The organism is Paenibacillus sp. TSA_86.1 (assembly GCF_052691815.1).
Map to the genome: position 1 here is coordinate 465,144 of NZ_JBQZGE010000003.1, position 19,310 is coordinate 484,453.

The 19,310-nt window shown below is 46.7% G+C and carries 19 protein-coding genes; 18 read left to right on the forward strand and 1 reads right to left on the reverse strand.

The window, feature by feature from the left end; genetic code table 11:
• The first annotated feature begins 131 nt into the window (after positions 1 to 131).
• The 17 genes from hemW to ACUTVW_RS11110 all read left to right on the forward strand — a co-directional run bounded on the left by hemW (position 132) and on the right by ACUTVW_RS11110 (position 16,138).
• Positions 132 to 1,316 (forward strand): radical SAM family heme chaperone HemW, encoded by a 1,185-nt coding sequence (hemW, locus tag ACUTVW_RS11030; RefSeq protein ID WP_445645831.1) that lies wholly within the window; start codon positions 132 to 134, stop codon positions 1,314 to 1,316.
• A gap of 116 nt (positions 1,317 to 1,432) precedes the next feature.
• On the forward strand, positions 1,433 to 1,903 hold the full coding sequence (locus tag ACUTVW_RS11035; protein WP_445645832.1) for an N-acetyltransferase: 471 nt from the start codon (positions 1,433 to 1,435) through the stop codon (positions 1,901 to 1,903).
• A 292-nt stretch (positions 1,904 to 2,195) separates the two neighbouring features.
• Positions 2,196 to 2,966, forward strand: coding sequence for a hypothetical protein (locus ACUTVW_RS11040; protein ID WP_445645833.1), 771 nt, complete (start codon positions 2,196 to 2,198; stop codon positions 2,964 to 2,966).
• Positions 2,967 to 3,229: 263 nt separating this feature from the next.
• Positions 3,230 to 3,958, forward strand: coding sequence for a response regulator transcription factor (locus tag ACUTVW_RS11045; protein ID WP_445645834.1), 729 nt, complete (start codon positions 3,230 to 3,232; stop codon positions 3,956 to 3,958).
• Positions 3,955 to 5,319, forward strand: coding sequence for a sensor histidine kinase (locus ACUTVW_RS11050; RefSeq protein WP_445645835.1), 1,365 nt, complete (start codon positions 3,955 to 3,957; stop codon positions 5,317 to 5,319). The genes ACUTVW_RS11045 and ACUTVW_RS11050 overlap by 4 nt, the downstream gene beginning before the upstream one ends.
• Before the next feature lie 161 nt (positions 5,320 to 5,480).
• Positions 5,481 to 6,512, forward strand: coding sequence for a heat-inducible transcriptional repressor HrcA (hrcA, locus tag ACUTVW_RS11055; protein ID WP_445645836.1), 1,032 nt, complete (start codon positions 5,481 to 5,483; stop codon positions 6,510 to 6,512).
• Between the two features lie 42 nt (positions 6,513 to 6,554).
• Positions 6,555 to 7,118, forward strand: coding sequence for a nucleotide exchange factor GrpE (gene grpE, locus ACUTVW_RS11060; RefSeq protein WP_445645837.1), 564 nt, complete (start codon positions 6,555 to 6,557; stop codon positions 7,116 to 7,118).
• A 123-nt stretch (positions 7,119 to 7,241) separates the two neighbouring features.
• Positions 7,242 to 9,080, forward strand: a complete 1,839-nt coding sequence (gene dnaK, locus ACUTVW_RS11065) for a molecular chaperone DnaK (protein WP_445645838.1) — start codon at positions 7,242 to 7,244, stop codon at positions 9,078 to 9,080.
• Between the two features lie 133 nt (positions 9,081 to 9,213).
• A complete protein-coding gene (gene dnaJ, locus ACUTVW_RS11070) occupies positions 9,214 to 10,338 on the forward strand; it encodes a molecular chaperone DnaJ (protein ID WP_445645839.1) in 1,125 nt (374 codons plus the stop codon).
• A gap of 194 nt (positions 10,339 to 10,532) precedes the next feature.
• Positions 10,533 to 10,901, forward strand: coding sequence for a hypothetical protein (locus ACUTVW_RS11075; protein WP_445645840.1), 369 nt, complete (start codon positions 10,533 to 10,535; stop codon positions 10,899 to 10,901).
• Between the two features lie 23 nt (positions 10,902 to 10,924).
• Positions 10,925 to 11,104: a YfhD family protein gene (locus ACUTVW_RS11080; protein ID WP_434750076.1), complete on the forward strand. Its 180-nt coding sequence runs from the start codon at positions 10,925 to 10,927 to the stop codon at positions 11,102 to 11,104.
• Positions 11,097 to 11,489, forward strand: a complete 393-nt coding sequence (locus ACUTVW_RS11085) for a hypothetical protein (protein ID WP_445645841.1) — start codon at positions 11,097 to 11,099, stop codon at positions 11,487 to 11,489. Before ACUTVW_RS11080 ends, ACUTVW_RS11085 begins: the two co-directional genes overlap by 8 nt.
• A 197-nt stretch (positions 11,490 to 11,686) precedes the next feature.
• Positions 11,687 to 12,652 (forward strand): 50S ribosomal protein L11 methyltransferase, encoded by a 966-nt coding sequence (gene prmA, locus ACUTVW_RS11090; RefSeq protein WP_445645842.1) that lies wholly within the window; start codon positions 11,687 to 11,689, stop codon positions 12,650 to 12,652.
• A gap of 3 nt (positions 12,653 to 12,655) precedes the next feature.
• The gene (locus tag ACUTVW_RS11095; protein ID WP_445645843.1) at positions 12,656 to 13,336 is read left to right on the forward strand and encodes a site-2 protease family protein; all 681 of its coding nucleotides are present in this window, start codon (positions 12,656 to 12,658) and stop codon (positions 13,334 to 13,336) included.
• Between the two features lie 148 nt (positions 13,337 to 13,484).
• Positions 13,485 to 14,249, forward strand: coding sequence for an RsmE family RNA methyltransferase (locus tag ACUTVW_RS11100; RefSeq protein WP_445645844.1), 765 nt, complete (start codon positions 13,485 to 13,487; stop codon positions 14,247 to 14,249).
• A gap of 2 nt (positions 14,250 to 14,251) precedes the next feature.
• Positions 14,252 to 15,598 (forward strand): tRNA (N(6)-L-threonylcarbamoyladenosine(37)-C(2))-methylthiotransferase MtaB, encoded by a 1,347-nt coding sequence (gene mtaB, locus ACUTVW_RS11105; RefSeq protein WP_445645845.1) that lies wholly within the window; start codon positions 14,252 to 14,254, stop codon positions 15,596 to 15,598.
• Positions 15,599 to 15,700: 102 nt separating this feature from the next.
• A complete protein-coding gene (locus ACUTVW_RS11110) occupies positions 15,701 to 16,138 on the forward strand; it encodes an NUDIX hydrolase (RefSeq protein WP_445645846.1) in 438 nt (145 codons plus the stop codon).
• A gap of 81 nt (positions 16,139 to 16,219) precedes the next feature.
• Here ACUTVW_RS11110 and ACUTVW_RS11115 read toward each other — a convergent pair whose 3' ends face one another.
• Complete coding sequence (locus ACUTVW_RS11115; protein WP_445645847.1) at positions 16,220 to 17,221, reverse strand: Na/Pi cotransporter family protein; 1,002 nt, start codon at positions 17,219 to 17,221, stop codon at positions 16,220 to 16,222.
• Between the two features lie 391 nt (positions 17,222 to 17,612).
• On the opposite strand from ACUTVW_RS11115, the gene ACUTVW_RS11120 reads away from it, so the two are divergent.
• Complete coding sequence (locus tag ACUTVW_RS11120; RefSeq protein ID WP_445645848.1) at positions 17,613 to 18,989, forward strand: class I SAM-dependent rRNA methyltransferase; 1,377 nt, start codon at positions 17,613 to 17,615, stop codon at positions 18,987 to 18,989.
• Positions 18,990 to 19,310: the final 321 nt, after the last annotated feature.

Consider the following 19,310-nt stretch of genomic DNA (forward strand, 5'->3'; position numbering starts at 1 on the left):
ATGCATCTCCAGGTACTTCAACACCTTGCGTATCGGAGAATGCATTAAAATGCATTAACAAACTAGATTTACACTTTAGCTGAAAGGGAAGCCAAATGGCTTTCCTTTTTTCAAATAGAGGGGGACTTGCCGTGACACTCGCAGCACATAGCCAGAAAACAGGTGCGCCCCAAGCGGTGTATCTTCACATTCCATTTTGCACGAATAAATGTTTTTACTGCGACTTTAATTCCTACGTTCTGAAAGACCAGCCGGTGATGCAATATCTGGAGGCGCTGGAACGGGAGATGGAGCATACCGTTAAAGCTAATCCGCCAGGTGAGATCAAAACAATCTTTGTCGGTGGCGGTACGCCAACCGCATTGAAACCGGACGAGATGGCGTATTTCCTGCGTTCGGTCAAAACCTATTTTCCGAATTGGGCCGATGATATCGAATTTTCGATGGAAGCCAACCCCGGAACGACGGATGCCGAGAAGCTTGCGGCGATGAAAGAAGGCGGTGTTAACCGTGTCAGCTTTGGCGTTCAGGCTTTTCAGAATGACCTGCTGACAGGCATTGGCCGGATTCATAATACGGATGATGTATACCGAAGCTTGGAAAATGCGCGCAAAGCGGGACTGGATAACCTGTCGATCGACTTGATGTTTGGGCTGCCAAACCAGACGGTCGAGATGCTGAACGAGAGCATTGACAAGGCGCTGGAACTGGATTTGAAGCATTATTCCATCTATAGCCTGAAGGTAGAAGAGAATACTCTTTTCCATACACTGTATCAAAAAAATCAACTGCCTCTGCCTCATGAAGATGATGAGCTGCAAATGTATCTTCTATTAATGAAGCGCATGAAAGAAGCGGGTTATGAACAATATGAGATCAGTAACTTTGCTAAACCTGGCTTCGAAAGCCGTCACAATATCACCTATTGGCGTAATGAGGATTATTATGGACTCGGTGCGGGAGCACATGGGTACGTAGGCCGCGAACGGCATATGAACATCAAGGGAATTAATCCTTATGTAGAAGCTTCTCGGGCAGGACTGCCTCGTTTGGATCACTTTGAGATTGGCCGTGCGGAAGCGATGGAGGATTATCTGATGGTTGGACTCCGTATGCTGGAGGGGGCTTCTTCTTTAAGATTCCATGAGCAGTTCGGAGAGTCTATGGACGTAGTATTTGCGAAGCCGCTTGGCAAAATGCTTCATGCAGGATTGCTTGAGCGGACAGCAGACGGTTTTAAACTGAGTGAACAGGGTATTCTGTTCGGTAATGACGTTTTTGCCGAGTTTATCGGCTCAATATCGCTAAATTCGTAGCTTGAAATTCTATACGCTCTGTTGTATATTTATTCATATTGTTTTACAGGGCGTGTCAATTTCACAACTACGAAGCTAGCTTTCCTCGGAAAGCATCGTTATAGGAGGAGAGCTGGATGTCGGTTATATGCAGGAAAGCTGTACCGGAAGATGTTGAACCATTGTTTGAAATGATTAAGGGATATGCAGAGCGTGGGATCATGCTTCCGCGTTCACGGGAAATACTGCAACGGCAACTGGAGCATTTTATTGTGGCTGAGGTGGATGGAGTCGTTGTGGGCTGCGGCTCATTATGTCGTTTGGGTAATGATCTGGTGGAAGTGAGATCACTGGGCATTTCGGAGGGATATAAAGGGCTGGGCATAGGCTCACGCCTGCTTGACCGGCTTGTTGAGGAGGCCGAGAGACAACAGATTCCAAAGGTGATGGCACTTACTTATGAAGTTTCCTTTTTCTTGAAGAATGGTTTTGCTGTCGTGGAGAAGGAGATTTTCCCTGAGAAAGTGTGGACGGACTGCGTTCATTGCAGCAAGCAAGATTGCTGTGACGAGATTGCCGTTTTGAAGGAACTGAATATTTCAGCCTAATATATGTTTATGAATGATGTTTTATATAAAAGAAAGACGGATCACAAGCCTAAGAAATCGGTTGGTTTCAAAGGGTTTGTGGTCTTTTTTTGTACTTTGTTTTTTTCATATACTTTTCACACACTTATTCCATTATTCTCACACAACCTCTTGTTAAGATGAACTTACATAAGCGATCTGCAGAAAAACTTCACAGTGAAAACAACTGGAGAACATGTATGGGAACAAGGTTTCTAACAACTCCAGCGGGGAGTATGCAGATAGCTCAATCTAAAGAATGAGGTGACTGATCATGAAAAAATGGACTAAACATGTGGCAGCATTGGTAACAGCAGTGAGTGTAATTGGTGGAGCAGGCAGCGCTTTTGCCGCAACACCTGTCGTGAATTCAGTAAAACCGGCTGAAACACAAAAAGCAGGAGCATCGAGCAAATCAACAACTAAATCAACAACGACTCCAGCGGCTAAATCTTCTGTAACGCCAACAAAATCGACGGGATCTAAAACTACACCTACCAAAACAACGTCTTCGACCAAGAAGGAAACAACAACTCACAAAGCAAAAACGGTAACGCATAAAGCAAAAAAAGCTGCTCATAAAGCAAAAGTGGCTAAACATAAAGCAAAAAAGGCAGTGCACAAATTAAAAGTAACTCACAAAGCAAAAAGAGCTTCTCATAAAACAACAGCAATGCATCACAAAGGCAAAAAAACGGCTCACCGAGCAAAAGCAGTAACACATAAAGCAAAAACAACGACTCATAAGGCAAAAGCAGCTGCTCATAAAGCAAAACAGGCTTCACACAAAGCTTCTGCAACAGCAAAGGCTACTGCACATAAAGCAAAACAAACCGCACACAAAGCAACGACTAAAAAAGCAGTTGGAACTAAAACGCCAGTAGCTAAGTCAACTGTAACCAAAACAACTGCACCAAAAACTGGAGCGAAAAAAACAACAACAGCTCCAACTCATAAAGCTGCAGCATCTACTACGAAAACACCAGCCAAAACAAATGTTACAAACAAAAATGAGGCACCCAAATCAAGCTCATCCCATAAATAAGAAGATGGCCTTTGACGTGTCCTAACTGTATCGGTTCAGTCTAACGAAGTATGCATCAGTGACACAAGACACACAGCGGCTTACAGGCGGAGTTCCTCTTATGGGAAGCTCCGTCTTTTCTATGTTGGTCGGTATTTTGAATTTAATAATCGGTGCATTCATGGAAGTTTTGATATGCAGGTGCTGACTCTGTTACATTAGTAGTGACATATTAAATAAGAAACATACCAGAGATGATATATCCGTGATTGAGGTGACTGCTAATGCCGCGTATTTTTGTAGTGGATGATGATCCGTATATTCTGCAACTCATTACAGGTTATTTAAAAAAGGAAGACTATGAAGTGACCTCGTTTGCACACGGTGGAGAGCTGATCGGAGAAGTTCGCTCGAAAAAGCCGGACTGTCTCATTCTTGATATTATGATGCCTGGCGTCGATGGGCTTACGCTCCTGACTGAACTGCGAACCTTCACGGAAATTCCGATTATTATGGTCTCGGCACGAGGAGAGGAGATCGACCGCCTGAATGGTCTGGAACTGGGCTGCAATGATTTTCTGAGTAAACCCTTCAATCCGCGTGAACTCGTTGCTAGAGTGAAAAGTATGCTGCGTCTGATTCATAGCAGTCGGTTGTTACAAGGCAGTGAACTTAAAGAAATGGAGCAGCATCAGCCGAAGGAAGGGGCTTATTTTAGTATAGGTAACGTCCAGATTTCAGAAGATTTTCGGCGTGTTAACGTTCGTGGGGAGGAGCTTGTACTGACTGGCAGGGAATACGAGCTTCTGTTGTTTTTGTCACAGCACCTGGATCGTCCCTTCAGCCGGGAACAGCTGATCCAACAGGTCTGGAATTACGATTTTTATGGTGAAGTGCGTGTGGTGGATGATCTTGTGAAACGGATTCGCAAAAAGCTTGTGCAGGTTCAAGCTACACTGACTATTGATACGGTGTGGGGGTTCGGCTATAAAGCGGCTGTACATGCGCGATGAAGACGATACGCAGCAAAATGCTGCTGGCCTTGTTCGCAAGTGTTCTCGTTACCGTGGCGTTTACCGTTCTGTTTTTTATCCACCTATTCGATGATATTCTGCTCAATCAGGTCAAGCAGCAACTACATGGTCAAACGCAGAAGGCGGTTAAGATCATTCGTGTAGATGATCTGGAGGATCTGGATAATGAAAGTTTCCGTTTCTTCATTAAGGACATTCTTTTCTATGCGGACTATTTTGTGATCGATGGAGATGATAAAATTGTCGCCTCGAGCAGCGCAGGGCGTGTGGGGATGAAGTTGGAGGGATTTCCGGGTACACATGAAGGGTATATGATTTTAAATGGAAAAAAGGTGCTCTACAGTGAAGCTGAGCTGTCACATAAACAGTTCCGGGTCATCTTGTATTCCCCGCTCTCGTCACTCAGGGCAATGTATATTCCGTTATTCCGGACAACACTGCTGTCTATTGCTGCAAGTTTTGTTGTCATTCTGTTAATCGGATTATTTGCGGTATGGCGTACCGTACAACCGCTTAATAGGCTGAAAGAAGCTGTCAGTAAATATGAACCTAATATGCCTGACAAGAAGCAATTTCTACAAGCCGACCATACAGAAATCGGAGAATTGATCCATACTTTTCAATTGATGAGCAACAGACTTGATGACCATCACCGGCAACAGCTGGAGTTTCTGCAAAATGTATCTCATGAGCTTAAGACACCGCTGATGTCCATTCAGGGTTACGTATATGCTATTCAAGATCAGGTGGTATCCACCGATCAGGGGCTTGATATTATTGCTGCACAGTCACAGCGACTTATTGATATGGTTGGTAAGCTGATCCAGCTCTCCAGATTGGAAACCGTAGAAGAAGAGTGGCCTCTGACCGTCATTGACTTGAAGAGCATGGCTGACGAGGCAGTGTACCTGCTGATGCCAACCGCACTTCAGCGAGGTATTCATTTGACAGCAGAAGCTGAATCGTTCATGGTTGAAACAGCGGGTGAGCAGTTGTTTCAAATTTTGCTAAACTTGCTGCAAAATGCAGTGCGTCATACCCGAACTCAAGTGAAATTAACATTGGAACACTCGGGGGATGATCATGCTGACTGGAGTTTTCATATTGATGATGATGGCCCAGGTTTGAACGAGCATGACCGGCAACATATTTTTCGGCGTTTCTATACCGGGAACGATGGGGTTACAGGACTGGGACTGGCAATCAGCAAGCAACTGGCCATACATCTTCATGCAGATTTGGTGTATAGTGACTCGCCGCTGGGAGGCGCACGCTTTAGTCTGAACCATTATCCTGTGGATAAAGAAATACAGCATCAAGGTTCAACATTTGCGTTATAAGTGTTGGTTATTGGCCTATACTATAAATAGATGATCCCATTCCGCAAACTCACTTGACAATGATCATGTCAGTTTGGTATTTTTGTATTACCGATTAGCACTCATCTAACTGGAGTGCTAACGACATGGGACAGTACAGTCAGAAGGAGGGAATACTCACCATGTTAACAGAGCGTCAACGAATGATTCTGAACGCTATAGTGGATGACTATATCCGTTCAGCTGAGCCCGTAGGGTCCCGAAGCATTTCCAAAAGAGGGGATGTTGGATACAGCCCGGCAACCATCCGTAATGAAATGGCCGATCTGGAAGAGATGGGTTTTCTGGAACAGCCGCATACCTCGGCTGGACGCATTCCTTCTCACAAGGGCTATCGATATTATGTCGATCACTTGGTTCCCTGGAATCAGGTGGAGCCGCAGGAGCTGGATGATTTGAAGTCATTTTTTGCAGAAAAGCTGAATGTCATGGAACAGGTTATTCAGCATGCATCCAACATTTTGTCTCATATGACGAATTATACTTCGATTTTACTTGGACCAGAGGTGTTCCATACATCATTACGTCATTTCCAGCTGCTTCCGCTGAATGAGAATGAGGCTGTAGCGATCATAGTGACGAACACGGGTCAAGTGGAAAACAAGACGGTTCAGATTCCGCCCGAAATCTCGGTTGCGGAGATGGAGAATGTGGTTCGTTTATTAAACAGCAAATTGGTAGGCGTACCGATCTACAAGTTGAAATCACGTCTTTATACAGAGCTTGGTCAAGAGATGGAGCGTCATATCACACGTTATGAGGAAGTAATGCAAGTACTCAACAGTGCGTTTGACAATGAGCATGATAACCGACTTTTCCTCAGCGGCGCTACCAATATGCTGACACAACCCGAGTTCAGAGATGTGGAAAAGGTTAAACATATTCTGGACTTGTTAGATGAGACACCAACGTTAATGAAATTGATGATGCCAGTGCCCGGCGGGCCTGGAATTCAGGTGCGAATCGGCACCGAAAATGATCATGAGGCCTTTGCGAACTGTAGCTTGATTACAGCGTCCTATTCATTGGACGGCGAGGCACTTGGTTCAATTGGAATTCTGGGACCAACCCGAATGGATTATGCACGTGTCATCCATATTTTAAATACATTATCCCGTGATCTTACGACTATGCTGACGACTCGCTTTAAATAGGCAACGGGAATTACGATTCATTCTTATAAGGAGGTGAACATCTTGAAAGAGGAGCAATCATTCACAGAAGAGCAAGAAATAACAGCCGCTGAGCAGGAACCGGTCAATGAGGCTGCAGCTGCAGAAGCACAGGCTGAGGAGATAACAGATCAGGAACAAAGTGAGCTATCACGTTTGAAAGCAGAGGCTGAGGAAACCCAGCAGCGTTTTGTACGTGCACAAGCTGATTTTGATAACTTCCGTCGTCGCACCCAGAAGGAAAAAGAGGAGCTTGCCAAATACGCTTCGATGAAGCTGGTCACCGAACTGGTGCCTGTTATGGATAATTTCGAACGCGCTATGGCTACGGTACCGGAAGGTACGGAGACTGAATCTTTTGCCAAAGGATTTCAAATGATCTTACGTCAATTGGAAACCGTGCTGACGAACGAAGGACTGACTTCAATGGAAACGGTTGGACAACCGTTTAATCCTGAATTCCACCAAGCGATTATGCAAGTGGAGAGCGATGAGCATGAGGAAGGCATCGTTGTGGAAGAGGTTCAAAAAGGCTACATGCTGAAGGATAAAGTACTTCGTCCGGCTATGGTTAAGGTAAGTTCTTAATTCAAGCTGAGCCAGGGACAAGTTTTAATATACAGGTTTTGTACACATAGAGCAGTTCACTTACTAGCACAATAAGGCTTAATGCCCTATTGATTTCAAATTGTTGAGGGAGGAAATTTTCCGATGAGCAAAGTAATCGGTATTGACTTAGGTACAACCAACTCATGCGTAGCCGTTATGGAAGGCGGCGAGGCTGTTGTTATTCCAAATCCGGAGGGTGCGCGTACGACTCCATCCGTTGTAGGTTTCAAAAAAGACGGCGAGCGTGTTGTTGGTGAAACAGCGAAACGCCAAGCGATCACCAACCCGGATCGCACAATCATGTCCATTAAACGTCACATGGGTACATCCCACAAAGAAACGATTGACAGCAAAGATTACTCTCCACAAGAGATCTCTGCGATCATCCTGCAAAAGCTGAAAGCTGATGCAGAAGCATACCTGGGCCAAACCGTAACTCAAGCGGTTATCACCGTTCCGGCTTACTTCAATGACAGTCAGCGTCAAGCGACTAAAGATGCGGGTAAAATCGCAGGTCTGGAAGTACTTCGTATTGTCAACGAGCCAACAGCAGCAGCTTTGGCATACGGTATGGAAAAATCCGAAGATCAAACGATCCTCGTATATGACCTGGGCGGCGGTACGTTTGACGTATCTATCCTGGAACTTGGCGATGGTTTCTTCGAAGTTAAAGCGACTAGTGGTGACAACCAACTCGGTGGTGACGACTTTGACCAAGTCATCATCGATTATCTCGTAAGTGAATTCAAGAAAGATCAAGGTATTGATCTGAGCAAAGATAAAGCAGCCGTACAGCGTTTGAAAGATGCAGCTGAAAAAGCGAAAAAAGAACTTTCCGGCGTATTGACTACAACAATCTCCTTGCCGTTCATCACGGTTGCTGACGGCGTTCCTCAGCACTTGGAGTTGAACCTGAGCCGTGCTAAATTCGAAGAGATCTCTGCAGGATTGGTAGAGCGTACACTTGAGCCTACACGTCGCGCACTGAGTGATGCAGGCATGACTGCTAGCGATATCGACAAAATCGTATTGGTTGGTGGCTCCACGCGTATTCCGGCTGTACAGGAAGCAATCAAAAAGCTGACAGGCAAAGAGCCGCATAAAGGCGTGAACCCGGACGAAGTTGTAGCATTGGGTGCTGCTGTACAAGCGGGCGTACTGACAGGTGACGTGAAAGACGTGGTATTGCTGGACGTAACTCCATTGTCCCTGGGTATCGAAACTGCAGGTGGCGTGTTCACTAAAATGATCGAGCGTAACACAACGATCCCTACAAGCAAATCTCAAGTGTTCTCCACGTATGCAGACAATCAACCTAGCGTTGAGATCCACGTCCTGCAAGGTGAGCGTGAGATGGCAGCAGGTAACAAATCCCTTGGACGCTTCATGCTGGGAGATATCCCACCAGCGCCACGTGGTGTTCCGCAAATCGAAGTTAGCTTCGATATTGATGCCAACGGTATCGTTAACGTATCTGCAACAGATAAAGGTACAAACAAAACGCAAAAAATCACAATCACTTCTTCCAGCGGTCTGAGCGATGCTGAAGTTGAGCAAATGATGAAAGATGCTGAACTTCATGCAGAGGAAGACAGAAAACGTAAAGAGCTTGTAGAAGCGAAAAACAGCGCGGATCAATTGATCTACTCTGTAGACAAAACGATCAAAGATCTTGGTGAAAAAGCAGATGCTGGCGAAGTAGAAAAAGCAAATGCAGCCAAAGAAAAACTGCAAGGCGTGCTGGCTTCCGACAATCTGGAAGACATCAAAGCGGCTACAGAAGAGTTGACTGAGATCGTTCAACAGTTGTCTGTTAAACTATATGAGCAAGCTCAAGCTGAGGAGCAAGCAGCTCAAGGCGCTGAAGAGCAACAAGGTTCTGCTAAACGTGATAACGTCGTAGATGCTGATTACGAAGTTGTGGATGAAGATAAAAAATAATTAATTCGCCATTGCTGCGAGTTAAAACATCGGTGACGTTCGGATTAAAGGGAAAGTCATAGCCGGGGCTCCCGTGCTTTGACTTTCCTTTTGTCACGATGTGCGATAAGGTGAATGTTATGGGGGTGGAAGAGTGGCTGAAAAACGTGATTATTATGAGGTGCTCGGGCTAAGCAAAAATGCAAGCGACGAGGAGATCAAAAAGGCATACCGTAAGCTCGCCCGTCAGTATCACCCTGACGTTAACAAGGAAGCAGATGCGGAGGCCAAATTTAAGGAAGTAAAAGAAGCTTATGATGTCGTAAGTGATAGCCAGAAGCGTGCTCAGTACGACCAGTATGGTCACATCGATCCGAATCAAGGTGGGTTTGGCGGTGGAGACTTTGGTGGCGGCGGCTTTGGCGACATCTTTGATATGTTCTTTGGCGGTGGCGGTGGCGGCGGACGTCGTGACCCGAATGCTCCGCAACGCGGGAACGATTTGCAGTACACGATGACTATTGAGTTCAAGGAAGCTGTATTTGGTAAAGAATCGGATATTACAATTCCTCGTACTGAGGGCTGTGATACTTGCCATGGATCAGGTGCGAAGCCTGGAACGAAGCCGGAATCGTGCTCGGTCTGTCACGGTAGCGGGCAGCAGGAAGTGGTTCAAAATACACCGTTTGGTCGTATGGTGAATCGCCGTGCTTGTTCGAATTGTAGCGGTACAGGGCAGATTATTAAAGAGAAATGTACAACGTGCAGCGGCAGCGGTAAAGTTCGTAAACAGCGTAAAATCCATGTTCGTATTCCAGCAGGTGTGGATGACGGTGCACAGCTGCGCATGACAGGTGAGGGCGAAGGTGGCCTTCGCGGTGGACCGGCAGGCGACTTGTACATTGTCATTCGTGTGAAATCACATGATTTCTTTGAGCGCGAAGGCGATGACATCTACTGTGAGATTCCATTGACGTTTGCTCAAGCAGCGCTGGGAGACGAGATTGAAATCCCGACACTGACTGAAAAAGTGAAGCTGAAAATTCCGGCGGGCACACAAACCGGAACGTATTTCCGTCTCAAAGGCAAAGGTATACCGCGCTTGCGCGGTATGGGACAAGGGGATCAACATGTGAAAGTGGTTGTGGTTACTCCGAGCAAGCTGAGTGATGAGCAAAAAGAACTGCTTCGTCAGATCGCTGCACTGGATGGCGAACAGACCCATGAGCATGAGCAATCTTTCTTTGATCGTGTAAAACGAGCCTTTCGCGGCGACTGATTCATATATGAAATAGTAGAGAAGGCACCCTTCGTTGATGGAGGGTGTCTTTTTTTATATGGATCTTGTTGTTTTGTGTGTTCCAAGTGTTAGAAATTCGGTATATTCTGGGCTCGGTTGCGGAAAGATAGCATGGCGGGAACGATATGTTAAACCAAAGCGATTGAGAGAACTCAAGGAAGCAGGTGGAGCAAGTGACGGAGAAAAATATTTTGGCCTATTTTCATAGCCCGGAGCAGGCACAGGAAGCGGTCAAAAAGATGGAGGCGTTACGTGTGGAGGATTTGTCCATTAATCGGTTCAGCCGTTATGCGGGTGTTGGACCAAGTGGAGCTTCCTACAAACCGGGTATCTCTGGCAGTTACTCATCATGGGTATCTGATGCGATGCAAACGAATGCCAGCTCAGGCATTATGGCTGCGGCAGACCCTGCTGCAAGCGGAATGAGTGATGGCGGACAGGGTGGCCCTACAGGCAGGGACATTTTATTAACTGTCGTTGTAGATGAAGAGGTACATCACCGCGCAATGTCAATCATTGAACAAGCCGGCGGAATGATCTAATTTTAAGAGGGAGGAAGAACAAGATGGCTAATCGACAACGCCCAGGTGAAATTCTAACGAAAACCGAAAAGATGAAACGTCTGCAATCTGCGAAAAATGAAGATGTGGAGTTCAGTGCTGAAATGGCAGATCACGAGGATGTGGAAGCCCTGCGCCGCAGTGAGGCAGCAGATCGTCGTCAAGGACGAGAAATTCATGACTGAAGATCGCTCAGCGGTCACGATTGAAGCTGTATTTACAAGCTGGTTAGAAGCTGAATCAGCACGCAGAGCGTTAGAACTGCTGCATCCTAACCAACTGCGCATCGAAAGTTTGCGAGAGGATGCGGGTACACCTGGATCAAGCGGCATTCAAGGTCAAAACAACTCGCCTACAGCGGTTGTTGGTGGTTTCAGCGGGGAACTGAATGTACTCGCTCTGATTAGTGATGAGACGGAAATATTATCGGGTGGACAGGTTGTTGACCCTCCAGCGGACGATACAGCGAGAAGCGTGAAGCAAGGTATATTGTTGACTGTATCCGTCTCACAGGAATCTTTGCCGCAAGCAGCAGAGATGATTACACAAAACGGCGGTCGGTTTTATTAGTTTTACCCAAGAGAAAGACCGGCAAGCACCGAAAAATGGGACAGGATATTCGAACGGTCTACCCGTGGATATCCTGTTTTGTTTTCTTTTACGAGTATGCTTTGTGCTTCGGCTTGCTTGTGTAGTACAATAGTTGGGATGTTTAAATTATAAGCAGGTAAAACCACGTTTTAATTATTGAGGAGGCAAAACCACATATGTTATGGCATGAACTAACAATACATACCACGGAAGAAGCAGTGGAGATGATTTCAAATTTTTTGCATGAAGCGGGTGCCGGAGGGGTTTCGATTGAAGAATCCGGTACTTTAAATAAAAAACGGGATACAACCTATGGCGAGTTATACGATGTTCCACTGAATGATATTCCCGAAGGTTTTGCCGTTATCAAAGGATACTTCTCTGAAGGTACGGACATGTCTGCCTTGCAGGAAGAAGTAAATCCGAGAATTGAAGAACTCCCCGATTTTGGAATTAATGTCGGAGAGATTCGTTACGAAACGCGTACAGTTGATGAAAATGACTGGGCAACAGCCTGGAAACAATACTTTAAACCCGTGCGTATATCGGATCGTTTGACGATCAAGCCAACATGGGAAGATTACACACCAGAGAGCGCGGATGAGAAAATCATCGAGCTCGACCCGGGCATGGCTTTTGGTACGGGCACGCATCCAACGACAACACTTTGCCTGCGTACATTAGAAACGGTTATTCAGGGCGGCGAAGAAATGATTGATGTGGGCACGGGTTCCGGCATTCTAGCTATTGGTGCGGTACAACTGGGTGCAAAGCATGTACTGGCACTAGATCTTGATCCAGTTGCTGTAACTAGCGCTATAGAAAATGTGGAGCTGAACAACATGCAACAACAGATCACAGTCAAAGAAAGCGATCTATTGTCTGTCCTTGGAAGCCAGGATCCTGCTCTGGGTGTCAAGCTGCCGGTTAAAATTATTGTAGCCAACATCTTGGCTGAGATAATTTTGCTTTTCGTCGATGATGTGTATAACGCACTGGAGTCTGGCGGGATTTATATCGTTTCGGGCATATGGAAGAACAAGGAGCAGGTTGTACATGATGCACTGGTGGCATCGGGATTTGAAGTTCGCGCGATCGAGCGTGAAGAGGACTGGCTAGCCTTTGAAGCCAGAAAGAGGTAGTCTATGGACTTCTTAGACCGGATCTTCCGTCTTCCGCTGGATCAACTGCCGTTCTTCCTGGTGACTATTCTGATCGCTTTTACGATACATGAATTTTCACATGCCTATTTTGCGAATAAATTCGGTGACCCCACAGCGAAGTTGCTTGGAAGGGTCACGTTGAATCCAGTAGCGCACTTTGACTTGCTAGGAGTGTTGCTGCTCGTGATTGCTGGTTTTGGATGGGCACGTCCTGTACCTGTGAACCGTGCGAATTTCGACAGACCAAGACTCATGGGGACGATCGTATCTGTAGTAGGTCCACTCAGCAATCTGCTGCTGGCTATTGTCGGTGCAGTTATCTATGGAATGTTGTTTGGATCAGGCGCACTGGGGAACATTGAAAATGAGCGGGTAGTCACAGCTGTGATGACATTTTTGCCGATGTTCAGTGTAACGAACTTTTTCCTGTTTATGTTTAATCTGATTCCGCTTCCGCCTCTGGACGGTTACCGTATCCTTGAAGATGTGCTACCGCCTTCGATCAGCCGCAAGCTGCAAGGTGTGGAACAATGGTCAATCATTGTGTTCCTGTTGATTCTGATTATTCCGCCATTACAGGCAGTCACAATTCAACCGTTATATCTGTTTGCAAACGACATGTACAGAGATTTAGCTGGTCTCGTTATTGAATTATATCGTTAATATAAGCTCTTGAAGGCTCTAGCATCTAGACCCTAGTGCTGGTCAGAAGCACATAAAAGTTGTATGATCATCTGTGGCGATTGGATTCTTGCCTGCTTCCAGGCAGGGAGAATTCCAGTCATAACAGGAAAGAATGGGTGGACAACATATGCAGCGATATTTTGTATCTGCAGAGCAGTTCAGTGAAAGTTCAGTGACGATTACGGGGGATGATGCCCGTCATATCGGCAAAGTCATGCGTGGCAAGCCTGGAGATAAGCTGATTGTCAGCGACGGAAACTCCAGAGAGGCGTTGGTCGCCATCGAAAGTATTGAAGCAGGCGAAGTGCAAGCAATCGTTCTGGAACCGCTGGTTATGGATCATGAAGCACGGTTGAATGTAACCGTGGCACAAAGCTTGCCGAAGGGCGACAAGATGGAAACAGTCATCCAGAGATGCACGGAAATTGGAGCCGTATCCTTTGTACCTTTTTTATCGGAACGGACGATTGTGCAATACGACGCCAAAAAAGAAGGCAAACGTCTGGAGCGTTGGCGGAAAATCGCCAAGGAAGCTGCCGAGCAGAGTCATCGTAACCGCATTCCAACCGTTGAGCAGCCGCTTTCCTGGAAAGGGCTGTTATCTTCTTTTGGGGACTATGACCTGGTCTGTTATTGTTATGAAAAAGAGGACGGCAAGCAACTTAGAGATGTTCTGGGGCCGTTTGTGAAAAAGCTTGCTCCTGACTCGGGGGCAAATGTGTTAATCGTAGTTGGACCTGAGGGTGGATTTTCCGAGAAGGAAACGGCTCAGGCCGATGAGGCAGGTGCAATCTCTGTTGGACTAGGCAAGCGTATTTTGCGGGCTGAGACAGCGGGTATGGCTGCACTGACTTGTGTTTTATATGAATCCGGAGAAATGGGGGGAATGTAATTATGCCATCCGTGGCGTTTTACACCTTGGGCTGCAAAGTTAACTTTTATGATACAGAGGCGATCTGGCAATTATTCAAAAACGAAGGATACGAACAGGTAGACTTTGATGAACAGTCAGCCGATGTTTATTTGATTAATACGTGTACGGTAACGAATACAGGCGACAAAAAGAGTCGTCAAATTATCCGCCGTGCCATCCGGCGCAATCCGGATGCGATTGTAGCGGTAACCGGATGTTATGCTCAGACATCTCCTGCGGAGATTCTGGATATTCCTGGCGTGGACCTGGTCATCGGAACTCAGGATCGGGATAAGATTTTGCCATATGTAAACGAAATTCAGGAGTCCCGTCAGCCTGTTAACGCAGTGCGCAACATTATGAAAACTCGTGTTTTTGAAGAAATGGATGTACCGGATTTCGCGGATCGTACACGTGCATTCCTCAAAATTCAGGATGGCTGTAACAACTTCTGTACCTTCTGCATCATTCCTTGGTCCCGTGGTTTGTCCCGCAGTCGTGAGTCAAACAGCATTGTTCAGCAAGCTCATCAGCTCGTACAAGCGGGTTACAAAGAGATTGTCCTGACAGGCATTCATACGGGCGGGTACGGAGACGACATGGAAAACTATGATCTGACCGACCTGCTGTGGGATTTGGACAAAGTGGAAGGTCTGGAGCGCATTCGGATCAGCTCGATTGAAGCAAGCCAGATTGATGATCGGATGTTAGATGTCATCAAACGTTCGGATAAACTGGTTCGTCATTTCCATATTCCGCTGCAAGCAGGAGATGACACCGTTCTAAAACGCATGCGCCGCAAATATACGACAGAAGAGTTCTATAACAAAATGCTGCGTATACGTGAGGCTATGCCGGACGTTGCGATCACAACCGACGTTATTGTGGGTTTCCCGGGCGAAACCGATGAGATGTATCGAAACGGATATGAACTGATGCGTAAAATCGGCTTCTCGGAAATGCACGTATTCCCTTACTCCAAACGGACAGGTACTCCGGCAGCGCGCATGGAGGATCAAGTAGACGATGACGTCAAAAATGCACGTGTGCATGAATTGATCGAACTGTCTGAACAGATGCAACTGGAGTATGCTGAGCAATTTGTGGGACAAGTGCTTGAAGTTATTCCCGAAGGTGAAGCGAAAGGCCGTGAAGGCAGCGGCAAGCTGCACGGTTACAGTGACAACTACATTCAACTGGTGTTTGACGGCACGCCTGATATGGTAGGTAAAGTGTGCCGCGTGAAGTTGACTGAAGCAGGTGCCAATGAGAGTGAAGGTGTCTTAGTTCGTGTACTTGAAGAGAATGTGAAACCCGCCGCGATGTAATCAAGGCGTGATGAACAAGGATTTCATTTCCTTGGGGAGTGTACCCGGGGAGATGAGGTCCTTCTTTGCCAATAAAAAGAATCGAAGTGCATGGGGGAGAACATGATGAACAAAAAAGAAATTTCAGCAGGCGGCGTTGTCTACAGAACAGGAGAAGACGGTCAGCTCCAGATTCAGCTCATTGTGGATCGTTACGGTAAAACGACACTTGCCAAGGGCAAAATGGAAGAAGGAGAAACGATCGAACAGACGGCACTTCGCGAGATTTTGGAAGAAACGGGTATGGTGGGGCGCATCGTGGAGCCGATTAATATCATTGCTTATACGTATCAACATGCCGAGTTTGGACCCGTGGACAAGGAAGTACACTATTACCTCGTGGAAGCAGAAAGTGGCGACTTGCAGCCTCAGATCGAAGAGATCAAAGGTGTGGATTGGTTTGCTCCGGAAGAGGCATGGTCCAAACAGCTGCAGAATGGATACGATAACAACGATGACATTTTGCGCATAGGTTTGAACAAACTGGGCATCAACGTATAACGTGACAGGTACGATGCTGCGTTCGATGGTCGCCTGACTTCATGTTCTACTGATCGAGAAAACCAGATGAATGGCGACACATCAAACGACAGGTGTTTTTGCCGATGGGGTGAGCACTGGAGTTTTTTTATGCCAGATAGGCAGATAACAGAATGGTAAGGCGAGTAATGAACTGATGATGTTAAAAAGGGTCTGGGCATGCGCAATCTGTGCCCCGTTGTCCGCTGACAGCCAGGCCGACACTGCATGCAGCTGGCCGATCAGCGGCATAAACAGCAGCGCTCCCGCAATGTTGAGCACAACATGGGAGGCTGCCACGAATTTGCCTGCGGAAGCCCCACCCGTAGCTGCAATAACAGCGGTGATACAGGTTCCAACGTTGGAACCGATCACAATGGCGATGCCGATCTCCACAGGTAATACACCTGTGGCTGCCAGGGTAATGGCCATGCTGATGACCGCGGCGCTGCTATGAATGAGCGCGGTCAGGCAGGCGCCGGCGAGAAATCCCCACCACAGGCTGTCGGCCGCCCGTTCCAGAAACCATTGGAATACGCCCATACTCCTTAGCGGGATAGCAATGGATTGCATGACCTGAATGCCTGTCATGACGAGAGCAAAACCTGCTGCTGCGAGAAAGCTGAATTGTATATTCGCCAATGAACGGCGGGTGCGTTCAGGAGCTGCCTGGTTGCGTTCACTTAGGACAACAAATATGGCCCAGCCTGTCAGGGATACAAGCAGTAACGGTAGCGAGGCACGTCCTATCTGAAGGCCGACAAGTTCTGTCGTCAGGCAGGTTCCGATATTGGTACCGAGGATAATGCCAAGTGTGCGGCCATAGGTGATTAATCGTGCGTTAGCCAGTCCAATGGTTAGCACCGTCACGGCAGTGCTACTCTGCAACAAGGCAGTTGCACCTGCACTGAACGCCATGCCCTTCCATGGGGCAGAAGTGGCACGGTTCAGCCAGTCTGCCAGCATCGGCCCTGCCATGCGCTGTAGTGCCGTCTCCATCAGCTTCATCCCGCCAAAAAAGATAATAAGCCCATATAACAGAGGCAGAATAACTTCTCTGAACATCCCGCATCATTCCTCCCGTCCAATTCCTTATCACTTATCCTATGAGGAAGCAGAGACAAGCATGACAAGTGGAGGAGCATTATACAAAATCTGCAATATAAGTTGATATTCTTTAATTCAACTTATATTGCCTCCCAATTCAAAAAATACGGTGATTCGGCAAACGTAGCGGAGGGGACGAAATTGAATCCGAAGAAGCGAAGCGCTCGCCTGAAAGCTTTCTGAAAGAAAGCTACATCGGAAGCATAGGCTTGACATCGGATTTTCCCTTTGGAGAAGGGGAATCCAAAAAATCCGAGGACAACAGCGATCATAGGATCAATTCGTCCCCGGAGTGTCTTGCCGCCCAAACCTATCTTTTCAACTAATTGAAGAAAGAAGTGGATCAATCTTGCCATCCGTAATATTGGAACGAAGCCGCAAAAAGCGGCTGGAACATGCACATCCCTGGATTTTTAATAATGAAATTGCATCTGTAGACGGCGACCCGGAACCGGGAGATATCGTCAACGTATTGAATCACCAAGGTCGCTACTTGGCGACAGGCTACTATAACCCGGCTTCCCAGATTACCGTTCGAGTAGTCTCATACCAGCCTTTGGAGTTTGAACAGATGGACACAGCCTTTTTTGCAGCTCGCTTCCGCGATTGTTTGCGTCACCGGGAACGTTTCATTCAAGATGGTGAGGCCTATCGTCTCGTTTATGGCGAAGCTGATTTCCTACCAGGATTGATTGTGGATCGATTCGGCAGCATCTTGGTTGTGCAAATCCTTACACTTGGTATGGATCGCTGCCGTGAAGCCATTGTGCAAGCTCTCATTGAAGTGATGCAGCCGGAAGGTATTTATGAACGCAGTGATGTATCCATTCGTGAATTGGAAGGTCTGGAGCAGGTCAAAGGACCACTTTATGGAGAATGTCCGCGTCACGTTACGGTGACCGAAAATGGGCTGCTCATCAAGGTGGATATCGTGGAAGGGCAGAAAACGGGATACTTTTTCGACCAGCGTGAGAATCGTGCGGCTATTGAGCCGTTGATGAAAGGTTGGGGGTACAAAAGCGATATCACACTGCAGCAGATCGAGCACGAAGGAACCGAACAGCTGCTGCCAGTGAACAAAAGCGGCAAAGTGGTAACTTTCCCGTATTGGGACGGAGCAACTGTACTGGAGTGTTTCTCTCATACCGGCAGCTTTACCCTGAACGCATGCAAATATGGTGCGAAAAAGGTAACCTGTCTCGATATTTCTGAACATGCCATTGAAAGCGCACGAACCAATGTGGAGCTAAATGGATTCACGGATCGGGTCGAATTCGTTGTAGCCGATGCTTTCCAGTACCTGCGTGAGCAAGTCAAAGGACTTGATGAGCGCAATGCACGTGCACGAGCAGCAGAGCAAAAGGTGGACACGTCCAAGGCATTATCCAGTGCTGGAAAAACGTTTGATGTCGTTATCCTTGATCCTCCTGCATTTGCCAAAACAAAATCGGCAGTCAAAGGGGCATGCCGCGGTTACAAGGATATCAACCTGCAGGGCATGAAACTGGTCAACGAGGGTGGATATTTGGTAACCGCAAGTTGTTCTTACCACATGCGTCCTGATCTGTTCCTTGAAACGATTGCGGATGCGGCGGAAGATGCAGGCAAAGTGCTACGTTTAATCGATTGGAAAGCAGCCGGCAAGGATCACCCGCAAATTTTGGGCGTAGATGAAGGACATTACCTGAAATTCGCTATTTTCGAAGTGCGAAGTAAAAAGAATTAAGAGGATCTTCTTTGATTAAGAATGATAAATGTACCCTATGAGATAGACACTTTAAAAAGTCCATCTTATAGGGTATTTTGTTTAATGATAGTGCATAGACACAGCAGACGTACATGAACATGAGCAAAGTAAAAGATGGGATTAGAAAGCAATTTTGTCCTGCCGTTACGAGGCTGCAACTGAACCATTACATACATTTCTCGACAAGCATCAGATAACGTTGATCTCCAATGCTACAGTCGGCTTTTTCAATATCAGTCTTACTTCTTCTTTTCCAATAACAATATTATGGTCTTATTAGGTGGATCATGGCAAACGTAT

What these genes read in the sequence shown, in the direction of transcription:
- prmA (WP_445645842.1), top strand. Translation starts at nt 11,687, where the DNA reads ATGTTATGGCATGAACTAACAATACATACCACGGAAGAAGCAGTGGAG.
- ACUTVW_RS11050 (WP_445645835.1), top strand. Translation starts at nt 3,955, where the DNA reads ATGAAGACGATACGCAGCAAAATGCTGCTGGCCTTGTTCGCAAGTGTT.
- mtaB (WP_445645845.1), top strand. Translation starts at nt 14,252, where the DNA reads ATGCCATCCGTGGCGTTTTACACCTTGGGCTGCAAAGTTAACTTTTAT.
- hrcA (WP_445645836.1), top strand. Translation starts at nt 5,481, where the DNA reads ATGTTAACAGAGCGTCAACGAATGATTCTGAACGCTATAGTGGATGAC.
- ACUTVW_RS11040 (WP_445645833.1), top strand. Translation starts at nt 2,196, where the DNA reads ATGAAAAAATGGACTAAACATGTGGCAGCATTGGTAACAGCAGTGAGT.
- ACUTVW_RS11110 (WP_445645846.1), top strand. Translation starts at nt 15,701, where the DNA reads ATGATGAACAAAAAAGAAATTTCAGCAGGCGGCGTTGTCTACAGAACA.
- ACUTVW_RS11095 (WP_445645843.1), top strand. Translation starts at nt 12,656, where the DNA reads ATGGACTTCTTAGACCGGATCTTCCGTCTTCCGCTGGATCAACTGCCG.
- ACUTVW_RS11035 (WP_445645832.1), top strand. Translation starts at nt 1,433, where the DNA reads ATGTCGGTTATATGCAGGAAAGCTGTACCGGAAGATGTTGAACCATTG.
- ACUTVW_RS11085 (WP_445645841.1), top strand. Translation starts at nt 11,097, where the DNA reads ATGACTGAAGATCGCTCAGCGGTCACGATTGAAGCTGTATTTACAAGC.
- ACUTVW_RS11100 (WP_445645844.1), top strand. Translation starts at nt 13,485, where the DNA reads ATGCAGCGATATTTTGTATCTGCAGAGCAGTTCAGTGAAAGTTCAGTG.
- ACUTVW_RS11045 (WP_445645834.1), top strand. Translation starts at nt 3,230, where the DNA reads ATGCCGCGTATTTTTGTAGTGGATGATGATCCGTATATTCTGCAACTC.
- ACUTVW_RS11115 (WP_445645847.1), bottom strand. Translation starts at nt 17,221, where the DNA reads ATGTTCAGAGAAGTTATTCTGCCTCTGTTATATGGGCTTATTATCTTT.
- ACUTVW_RS11080 (WP_434750076.1), top strand. Translation starts at nt 10,925, where the DNA reads ATGGCTAATCGACAACGCCCAGGTGAAATTCTAACGAAAACCGAAAAG.
- dnaK (WP_445645838.1), top strand. Translation starts at nt 7,242, where the DNA reads ATGAGCAAAGTAATCGGTATTGACTTAGGTACAACCAACTCATGCGTA.